Source organism: Methylobacterium sp. E-066, from assembly GCF_022829635.1.
GTDB lineage: Bacteria > Pseudomonadota > Alphaproteobacteria > Rhizobiales > Beijerinckiaceae > Methylobacterium.
In genome coordinates this window covers 42,415-51,369 of the sequence record NZ_JAKSYO010000127.1, presented here as the reverse complement: position 1 = coordinate 51,369, position 8,955 = coordinate 42,415, and the positions used below count along the sequence as shown (strand labels likewise).

The 8,955-nt window shown below is 71.5% G+C and carries 7 protein-coding genes; 2 read left to right on the top strand and 5 right to left on the bottom strand.

The features are described from left to right. The 3 genes from MKL20_RS18845 to MKL20_RS18835 form a co-directional block, all read right to left on the bottom strand. The coding region (locus MKL20_RS18845) for a glycosyltransferase family protein (RefSeq protein ID WP_313902734.1) at positions 1 to 1,167 on the bottom strand (1,167 nt) is incomplete at its 3' end. Beyond that, positions 1,155 to 2,435, bottom strand: coding sequence for a glycosyltransferase family 4 protein (locus MKL20_RS18840; protein WP_244037948.1), 1,281 nt, complete (start codon positions 2,433 to 2,435; stop codon positions 1,155 to 1,157). The genes MKL20_RS18845 and MKL20_RS18840, both read right to left, overlap by 13 nt. Further along, positions 2,432 to 3,670: a glycosyltransferase family protein gene (locus MKL20_RS18835; RefSeq protein WP_313902735.1), complete on the bottom strand. Its 1,239-nt coding sequence runs from the start codon at positions 3,668 to 3,670 to the stop codon at positions 2,432 to 2,434. Before MKL20_RS18835 ends, MKL20_RS18840 begins: the two co-directional genes overlap by 4 nt. 145 nt (positions 3,671 to 3,815) lie before the next feature. On the opposite strand from MKL20_RS18835, the gene MKL20_RS18830 reads away from it, so the two are divergent. Both MKL20_RS18830 and MKL20_RS18825 read left to right on the top strand, forming a co-directional pair. Beyond that, the gene (locus MKL20_RS18830; RefSeq protein WP_244037946.1) at positions 3,816 to 5,081 is read left to right on the top strand and encodes a glycosyltransferase family 87 protein; all 1,266 of its coding nucleotides are present in this window, start codon (positions 3,816 to 3,818) and stop codon (positions 5,079 to 5,081) included. Between the two features lie 311 nt (positions 5,082 to 5,392). Beyond that, on the top strand, positions 5,393 to 6,133 hold the full coding sequence (locus MKL20_RS18825) for a hypothetical protein (protein WP_244037945.1): 741 nt from the start codon (positions 5,393 to 5,395) through the stop codon (positions 6,131 to 6,133). A 365-nt stretch (positions 6,134 to 6,498) separates the two neighbouring features. On the opposite strand, the gene MKL20_RS18820 is transcribed toward MKL20_RS18825, so the two are convergent. Together MKL20_RS18820 and crtD are read right to left on the bottom strand one after the other, a co-directional pair. Further along, a complete protein-coding gene (locus MKL20_RS18820; protein ID WP_244037944.1) occupies positions 6,499 to 7,359 on the bottom strand; it encodes a carotenoid 1,2-hydratase in 861 nt (286 codons plus the stop codon). Beyond that, complete coding sequence (gene crtD / locus MKL20_RS18815; protein WP_244037943.1) at positions 7,356 to 8,903, bottom strand: 1-hydroxycarotenoid 3,4-desaturase CrtD; 1,548 nt, start codon at positions 8,901 to 8,903, stop codon at positions 7,356 to 7,358. The genes MKL20_RS18820 and crtD overlap by 4 nt, the downstream gene beginning before the upstream one ends. Between the last annotated feature and the right edge of the window lie 52 nt (positions 8,904 to 8,955).

The window sequence follows — 8,955 nt, the reverse complement described above, 5'->3', positions numbered from 1 at the left end:
CGCATCCGGCAGCGTCCGATCCGCCGGGAAGACCTGAGCGCTGCAACCAATCAAAATATCCTCGACGATCCCGACCGTCCGCCTCGCCCCGCCGAGATCGATCCCGTGCGGCTCGGGCGGCGTTGCGCCGAGCTGGGCGGCCACCGCTTGCAGGAGTGATGCCGCGGTCAGGTCCGCCTCCGGCAGCACCCGGGCGAGGCCGCGTCCGGCCAGGCACTCCGCGCGCAGCCGCTGCTCGGTCTCGCCGCCGGCCTCGAAGGGGACCAGCACCGCGGGCGTGGCCGTCGCCAGGAGGTCGATGGCGGTGTTGTAGCCGCACTGGCTCACCGACAGGGCCGCTCCCGCGAGCAGGGCCCGGTAATCGGGACGCGCCCGCTCGATCGTGCCGTCCGGCAAGAAGCGGCCGAGTGCGGCCAGATCGGCCTCCGGCACGCCGTGCCCCGCCAGGATCCGCCAGCCGAGCGCCGGCTGGAGCCGGGCCGCCTCGGCGGACGCCCGCAGCAAACCGAGCCCCGCCGGCCCGGATCCGGCCGCGACCAGCACGCCCTTGCGCGTCGTTTCCGATGGGCAGGCGGTGCCCTCGTCGACATAGCCCGTGTACCGGATTTTTTGGGCGGTCCCGGCATCGACGGGCCAGGAGGCGTCGAGGGGCACCAGCGCCGAATCGCCGTGGACCAGCACGGCATCGTAGAGCCGCGCCACCCGCTCATGCGCCTGCGCGATCCGCTCCGGCTTTGACGACGCGACCAGGATGTCGCGCACCGAAGCCAGCACCAACGGGCGGGGCCGGCGCGCCTGCGCGGCCTCGACCAGGGCCAGGAACTCGGCGGCCAGCGCCCGGCGTCCGAAGGGGAACAGCTCGGTGATCACCGCGTCGGGGGCGAAATCCGCCAGGGCGTCCAGGAGCAGAGCGCGGCGCTGCGCGAACAGGGCCGCATCGGCCGGGCTTCCGTCCGGCCCGAGGGGCCGCGCAAAGTCGGTGCCGGCGACGTGGAGCGGCGGCAGCTGCACCAGGCGCAGGCCCTCCGGCCGGACCATCGGGGCCGGCCTGCCGCCCGAGACCAGCAGCGCCTCATGGCCCGCCGCCGCAAACGCCCGCGCCAGGGCGGCGGCGCGGGTGAGATGGCCGGCGCCGAGCAGATGCGTGACCGCGATCAGGACGCGCACGCAGCCAGCTCCGGTTCCAGGCTTTTGGCTGACGGGGTCAGACCCGCCGAGAGGCGCAGGGCCTCCGCGATCAGGTCGATCGCAGCCGCTTCCGAGAAATCGCGCACCAGCCGGACCCGGGCGGCCTCGCCGAGGCGCAGACGCAGGGCCGGATCGGAAGCGAGGCGAGACAGGGCGTTCGCGAGGGCTGCCGGATCGCCGGGGGCGACCAGCGTGCCGTGGGTGCCGTCGGTGATGAATTCCGGCGTGCCCGCGAAGGCGGTGGCCAGGATCGGCAGCGCCTGGCTCGCGGCCTCCATCAGCACGTTGGGCAGCCCGTCGCGGTCGCCGCCCGGGGCGGGCTTCGTCGGCAGCACGAACAGGTCGGCCGCGCGCATCGCCGCGACCACCGCCGGCTGGGCCAGGGCGCCCAGAAAGGTCACGCGCTCCGTGAGACTCCGCTCGCGAACCCGCGCTTCGAGGGCGCCGCGCAGCTCGCCGCCGCCGATCAGGTCGAGGCGCCAGTGCAGGGTCTTGGGCAGGGCCGCGAGGGCGTCGATCAGGTCGTCGTGGCCCTTCTTGGCGACCAGGCGGCCGACGCAGAGGAGCCGCAGCGGGTCCGCCGGGTCGGTCCCGTCCCGTGGCACGCGAGGTGGGGGCGGGGCGGGGAAGCGGGCGAGGTCGAGACCGTGATAGGCGAGCCGCGTCCGGCCCGGCGCCAGGGCTTCGAGGCGGCCGAGCCCGTCGCGGGTGCAGGTCACCCCCCAGGCGGCATCGGTGAGCTTCTCGGCGAGCTCCCAGGCCGGCGTCGTCCAGATGTCCTTGGCGTGGGCGGAAAAACTCCAGCGCCGTCCGGTCAGCAGCGCGGCGTAGCGGGCGACGCTGGCCGGCGTGTGCAGGAAATGCACGTGAATATGGCTGACCTCGGGCGGCAGCTCCCGGGCGAGAACCAGCGCCTGCCCGAGCCGGCGCAGGCGCGAGGCCGAGGGGTCGCGAAAAAGGTCGCGGGCGAACAGGGCGAGCAGGGCCGGCAGGCGCGGCCGCGTCAGGGCTGCGCCGAGGCCGCGCAGCACCCGAAAGGGCGCATCGCGAAGATATTCGGGCAGGTAGGCGGCGGGCGCCCGGATCGCCGCGTGCATCGGGTGGCGGGCACGGTCGGTGGGCCGGCGCAGGGACCAGATCTCCAGGGGCAGGCCGCGCCGCTCCAGGGCCAGCAGCTCCTGGGCGATGAAGGTCTCCGAGAGGCGCGGATAGCCCTTCAGCACGACCGCGATGCGTTTGCCCGTCACGAGAAGGCCCGCGCCCGGGCGCTTAGCGTCCCGGGGCCGGCCAGCGCCCGGACCCGGCGTGCGACGGCGTCGAGCCCGTCGAGCAGGCCCGGCACCAGCACCCGCGACGGAACGCTCTGGTCCGGCAGGGCGCGAAGCGCGGCGGCCATGCGCTGCGGCGCGCGGCCGTCGGCCTCCAGCAGCACCCGGGCGAGGCCGAGCTGCTCGGCTGCCAGCGCCCGGATCGCCTGCTCCCGGCGCGGCTCGGTGCGCGGCACCAGGATCGCCCGCAGGTCGAAGGACAGGATCTCGCAGAAGGTGTTGTAGCCGCCCATCGCCACGACCCCGGCGGCCTTGCGCATCAGGAACTCGATCTGGCTGTCGAAGGTGATCGCCGCGATTTTTTGCCCGAGCCGGTCGATCCGGTCCGTGAAGCCGTCCCGGGTGGCGTCGTCGAGGAACGGCCCGAAGGCGATCAGAGAGGGCAGGGGGATGCCGGGATCGGTCTCGTAGGCGGCGATCACCCAGTCGATCAGCGCCGCGCCGTCGCCGCCGCCGCCGGGCGTGACCAGCACGAACGGCCCCCGGGCGATGGCCGGCTCCTCACGGCCGGCGCGCATCTCCGGCACCTCCCGGCGCAGATACCCGGTATAGATCAGCCGCTCGGCGATCCGGGCGGCCATCTCGGGTTCCATCGGCAGGGCGGCCAGGGGCTCGTGGATGCGGCTGAGGCCGTAGACCCAGATCTCGTCGTAGAACCGCGCCATGATCTCGGCGGCGCCCTTGCGCTCCCATTCGGGCACGAGGCGGTCGGCATCGTCGAGCACGTCGCGCAGGCCGAGCACCAGGCGCGTGCCCCGGGCGGCGGCGGCTTCCAGCACCGGCATCAGCTCGCCGTGGAAGCCCGCGGGTTCCTTGTCGACCAGGATCAGGTCGGGGGCGAAGCTGGCATCGGTCCGGGCGATGATCGCCGTGCGCTGCGCCACCGTGCGGGCCAGCGGCGTGGTGCCGTCGAGGCTGGCATAGTTCCCGTCGGCGAACTTGGTCACGGACGGCAGCCGCACGGTGTAGACGCCTTGCGCGAAAGCGTAGCGGTCGACCACCGGGGAGCCGGAGATGATCATCGCCCGCGCGCCGCGGTTGCACGCCACGATGGCGTTGGCGATCGCCCGCGAGCGCCGCAGGTGCCCAAGCCCGAACGTGTCGTGGCTGTAGATCAGGACGCGCGGGGCGGGGGAGGCCTCGTCCGGTCGCATCGTCATCGCCGCCCCCGTTGACGGCGCGAATGTCGCAGCCGCGCCCCTCTCGCACAAGCCGCGGCGTTCGGCAAACCGCGTCATTAACCACGGCGGAACCGCCTTCGCCTTAGAGTGGCGGTCGAACACCCCGCCGAAAGCCGCCATGTCCGCGCCCATCCCGATCGCAGCGCCGGTGTCTTGGAACGCGGCGCTCTGGGCCGATCTCAAGGGCCTCGTCGGCAGCGACGCCCGGCTGCTCGCCTTCGCCAAGCGCGCCGCCTGGGTGCTGGTGCCGCTGACGCTCGCCATCGTCGCCGTGGTGTTCGGCACCGGGCCGGAGCCGCGCCGGAACTGGTATGGCGACATGCTGGGCAACGATTTCAGCCAGATCTGGGTGGCCGGCCGGTCCGCCCTCGATGGGCGGGGCGGCGAGCCCTACGATCTAACCGTCCATCTCGAGAACCTGAAGGCGGCGTTCGGGCCGGAATGCCGGTTCGCCTGGCACTACCCGCCGGTGTTCCTGATCCCCGCCGCGGCCTTCGCGACCCTGGAGCCGCAGCCGGCCTTCTGGCTCTGGACGGTCCTGTCGCTGACCACCTTCGCGCTGACGATGCGGTTCGCCGCCTGCCGGCGCGACGCGGCCTGGATCGCGCTCGCCCACCCGTTGGTATTCTGCAACCTGACCTACGGCCAGAACGGCCTGTTCACGGCCGCGCTCCTGACCCTCGGGGCGCTGCTGGTCGACCGCCGCCCCTGGCTGTCCGGCCTGTGCTTCGGCCTGCTCGCCTACAAGCCGCATTTCGCCGCCCTGGCGCCGCTGCTCCTGCTGATCACCGGCCGCAAAACCTGCCTGGCCTCCTGCCTGGCGACCGCGCTCGCCCTGTGCCTCGCCTCGCTGGCCCTGTTCGGCACCGCCCCGTGGATCGGCTTCCTCGGCACCTTGGGCGAGACCAACCGGATCATCCTGCAAAAGGCCGCGGCCGGGCTCGAACTCAATGCCAGCGCCTTCGGGGCGGTGCGGCTGCTCGGCGGCCCTATGCTCGCCGCCTGGGCGCTGCAAGCGCTCGTCGCCGCCCTGGCGCTTGCCCTCGCCATCCGCGCCTGGACGCGGCCGGTAGAGCCCGATCTGCGCGCGGCCGCCCTGCTCGGTGCCGCGCCGCTGCTCTCGCCCTACCTGCCGGTCTACGACCTCGTGCCCCTGGTCCCGGCGACGCTGCTGCTGGTGCTCACCGCCCACCGCGCCGGCGGCCTGCACCGCCCCGAGCGCGCGCTCCTGCTCGCCACGCCCCTGTTCGCGCTCCTGCGCGAGGGCGCCGGCCTGACGGGTTTTCCCTTCGGGCTGATCCTGGGGCTCGCGACCCTTGCCTGCATCGCCGACCGGATCCGCCCGTGGCGCTTTTCGGGCGGTCGCCGGTCCGCTCTGGCCTGAGCTCCCGTCCCAGGAAGCCGCACGCCGTCATTGCGAGCGCAGCGAAGCAACCCAGTGCGGCGCGCGACCTCCCAATGTGGCGTTTCCCTAGGTTGCTTCGCTGCGCTCGCAATGACGGTGCAGCGTTCTTCTTGACATCGACACCACGTCGTGTCCCGATGATATCAAGTTCTCAGATAGCCACCTCAAAACCCTATTTTTAAAAAGCATTCCCTTGGCTGATTATGTGCCAAGCAGCGCCGAGCATTGTCCTCGGTTTGATCTTGGCCTCGGCTGATTGATAGCGAAAAATTGTTCGCGGGAGAATCATCGTGTTTTCAGCGTTCCTGAAATACGTAGGCAGCTCCTATCATCCGCACGCGGAGACGACGAAAACGTCCACGCCTTCAACCTTGGATCGGCGCACCCGGACGACCACCACGCAGTCGACCACGACGACGGACGCGGACAAGAAATCATTCTCGCAGGTCGCCGTCGATGCGCGAAAATTTCTGGATGCCGGCTATCAGAAGCTCGGCAAGGTGGCCGATGCCGCCACCACCGACCAGGATTGGCACGGCACCATTCGCATCCAGACGCTCGACCGCCGCGCGCTCTACGCCATCGCCACCAATCACGGCGGCCTGTTCTCCGCGACGGAGGTGAAGGCGGCCAAATCCGAGGTGGCGTCCATCGCGGCGCGCGCGTCCCGCACCGCCAATCCCCGCGGCACCGATGCGGCGGCGGCCGCCAAGGCGACGATCACCGTTCTGGACGGCGCCGGCCCGGAGGAAAAAGCCTCCCTGGACTGGGCGCAGAAGCGCGCCGCGGCGCAGGTGCAGTATCAGAGCCTCGCGAAGGAGCGGCACCAGGGGCGTGCCGCCCTGAGCGTCGAAACCGACGACCCGGCCGTCAACCACTTCGTCAAAGCCTGGGGTGAGCTCGAGAAATCGAAAGCCTATGCGCAGGATCCGGCGTCGGTCCGCATCGAGGACATGCCGTCCTGGTCGAAGGGTGTTTCGCTCTGGAAGAGCCTTCAGGAACCGCAGACGAAGGTTCTGGGTCGCCTCTGATCGCGTCTCGATCAATCCGAGATCCCACCCACCCCCTCATCCTTAGGTGCTGCGCAGCAGCCTCGAAGGAGGCTTCCAGGGATCGCGGAGCTATCTGGAGGGCTCCTTCGAGGCCTCCGCTTCGCTGCGGCACCTCAGGATGAGGGGGAGGGTGGGAGGTTCGGGGCTGAGGATATGTTCGCGACTTACGAAGATGTCTGGAAAGCCGCTGCATTGCTGGAGCTCGTCTTTCCAGCGCGGTCAGACTTGTGCGCACACGTAAGTCAGACACCCCATCATTCCGGGCTCCGCTTCGCCACCCCGGAATGACGGGGCGGGTTATGAGGCATCCGCCCGGATCGCGCGCATTCCCACATCCAAAAAAATCACCCCGCATAGGGCCGCGGCATGCGGAACGGCAGCATCAGCTGCACCAGCGGGTTGCGGAACCGGTCCAGCGAAAGACTCTCGTGCACCGCCCGCACGGGCTCGCCGCCGAGCGTCGAGGCGAGCAGGGAGCGCGAATAGAACGGCGTGTCCTCGAAGGTGGTGAGCACCCGGGAGCGGCCGTCGTCGCTGCGGGTCTCCCGGGGCATGCGCCAGAACGACGTGGCCGGCAGGGTCGCGGCCAGCGGCGGGCGGATCTCGCGGCGGCTGCCGTCGTGGGAGAAGCGCAGCGACAGGTTCTGGCCGCCGCCGTTGCGATGGCGCACATCGTACAGAATCGCGGCGCCGTCAGGCAGGTCCGCCCGACACCAGGTCCAGCGGGTGAAGGCCGAGGCCAGGGGCTCGTCGCCGTCGTTGGTGTCGAAATAGCCACTCCCGGTCCAGCGGAGATCGGGCTGGTCGAGATCGACTTCGACCCGCGAGGACGGGGCCATCGGCCACCAGCGGTGCCGCCCACCGGGATCGAGTTGGAACGGCCCGGGGGTGAAGCCGCGCGGGGTGAGCCGGACCGTGCCGCGGATCCGCCGGGGCAGGGGGGCGCCGCGCTCGTCGATCCGGACCGTCAGGGCCGTGCCGTCCCACGCCATGGCGCTGGGGCCGATCGCGATATGGTGGCGGCTGCGGGACAGGCTGCTGGCGCCGCGCTCGGTCATGGCGAAGCGGCTTTGGTCGCCGTAGAGCACCACGTTCATGGCGCAATGGGCAAACGGGTCCTTGTCGGCGCTCCAGCCGTAATAGGGCGAGAACACGCTGCCGATGAACGCGATGATCGTCAGCCCCTGGCGGCCGTCATCGCTCACCGCATCGACGTACCACCACGCGTAGCCGTTCTGCGCGACCGGGCCGTCGAATCGAGGTCCTGCAGGATCGCTGCCGCCGCCAGCCGGCCGGATTGCGCCGCCATCGGCACGCCCGGGCCAGGATGGATCGTGCCCCCCGCCAGGTACAGGCCCGGCAGGGCGGTCCGGGCGCCCGCCCGCTTGAAGGTCGAGGCCCAGCCCTGCGGCGCCCGCCCGTACAGCGCCCCCGCGCTCCCCGGAAACCGGCCCTCGAACCCGGCCGGGCTCGTGACCACCGGGGGCAAGGTCTCCGCGAAGGTCAGCCCGCAGGCTTCCAGCCGGCGATTCAGATTCGTCTCGCATCGGGCGATCTCCGAGGGCGTCAGCGGGCGCTCCCGGCCGTCGGCCGGGGCGTTGACGAGCATCAGCAGGCGTTCCGGCCCGGCGGGCGGGGCGCCCGTCTCGGTCCGGTCCTGCGCGCAGATGTAGATGGTCGGGTCGTCGGGCAGGCGGCGCTGCCGCAGGATCGTGTCGAACTCGCCCCGGTAATCGGCCGAGAAGAACACGGTGTGGTGGGCCAGCGGGAAGCCCTGCGGGATCGCCGCCGTGCACAGGGTGACGGCCGAGAGCGAGCGCTCGGCCGGCGCCAGCCGCTCGCCCATGGGCGCCGCGTCCGGGCCGAACAGCCCCGCGCCGAGCGCCGCCGCATCGGCGTTGCAGACGATGGTTTCCGCCGGGATTTTTTCGCCGTCGGCTAGGACAACCCCGGAGACCCGGCCGCCTTCGGTGACGATCCGCTCGACATGCGCGCCGTAGCGGAACGCGGCACCGCGCTCCGCGGCCAGATCCGCCACCGCCCCGGCGAGCGCGCTCATGCCGCCCGCCACGGTCCAGACCCCCGCCTGCTCGACATGGGCGACCAGCATCAGCGTCGCCGGCGCGGTGAACGGCGAGGCGCCGCAATAGGTCGCGTAGCGCCCGAACAGCTGCAGCAGCCGGGGATCGCGGAAGAACGTGCCGAGCGCCGACCACAGCGTCGCGAAGGGCTGGATGCGCCAGAGGTCGCCGAGACCCGAGATCCCGACCCGCTGCGCCAGGCCGGTCGGGCTGGTCCGGCCCTCGCGGATGAACGGACCTTCCAGGGTCCGGTAGACCTCGGCCGAGCGGGCGCAGAATCGGCGGTAGCCATCGGCCTCCCGGGGCCCGGCGAAATCGGCAATCGCCGCTGCCGAGGCGTCCGGGTCGGCGAACAGGTCCAACCGCGCGTCTTTCGTCCAGGCGTGCCGGGCCAGCAGGCTCGCGGGCGTCAGCTGCGCATGGTCTGCGAAGCGAGCACCGGCCTCGGCGAACAATTCTTCGAAGACCCAGCGCATCGTGAACACGGTCGGGCCGGTTTCGACGGCGAATTCGCCGACCGGCACGCGCGCCATCTTGCCGCCCGGCCGGGCGGCGCGCTCAACCACCGTGACCGATAGCCCGGCATGCGCCAACCGTAGGGCGGCGGCCAGACCGCCGATCCCGGCTCCGATCACCACGACGCGTTCCTGCGCCACGCTCAACCCCATGCCGTCCGCCTGCCGATTGGGATTGATCTCCGGTCCGCAAAGTGTCAATAAG

Coding starts and splice junctions, on each gene's coding strand:
- MKL20_RS18835 (WP_313902735.1), bottom strand. CDS start 3,670: ATGCGACCGGACGAGGCCTCCCCCGCCCCGCGCGTCCTGATCTACAGC.
- MKL20_RS18830 (WP_244037946.1), top strand. CDS start 3,816: ATGTCCGCGCCCATCCCGATCGCAGCGCCGGTGTCTTGGAACGCGGCG.
- crtD (WP_244037943.1), bottom strand. CDS start 8,903: ATGGGGTTGAGCGTGGCGCAGGAACGCGTCGTGGTGATCGGAGCCGGG.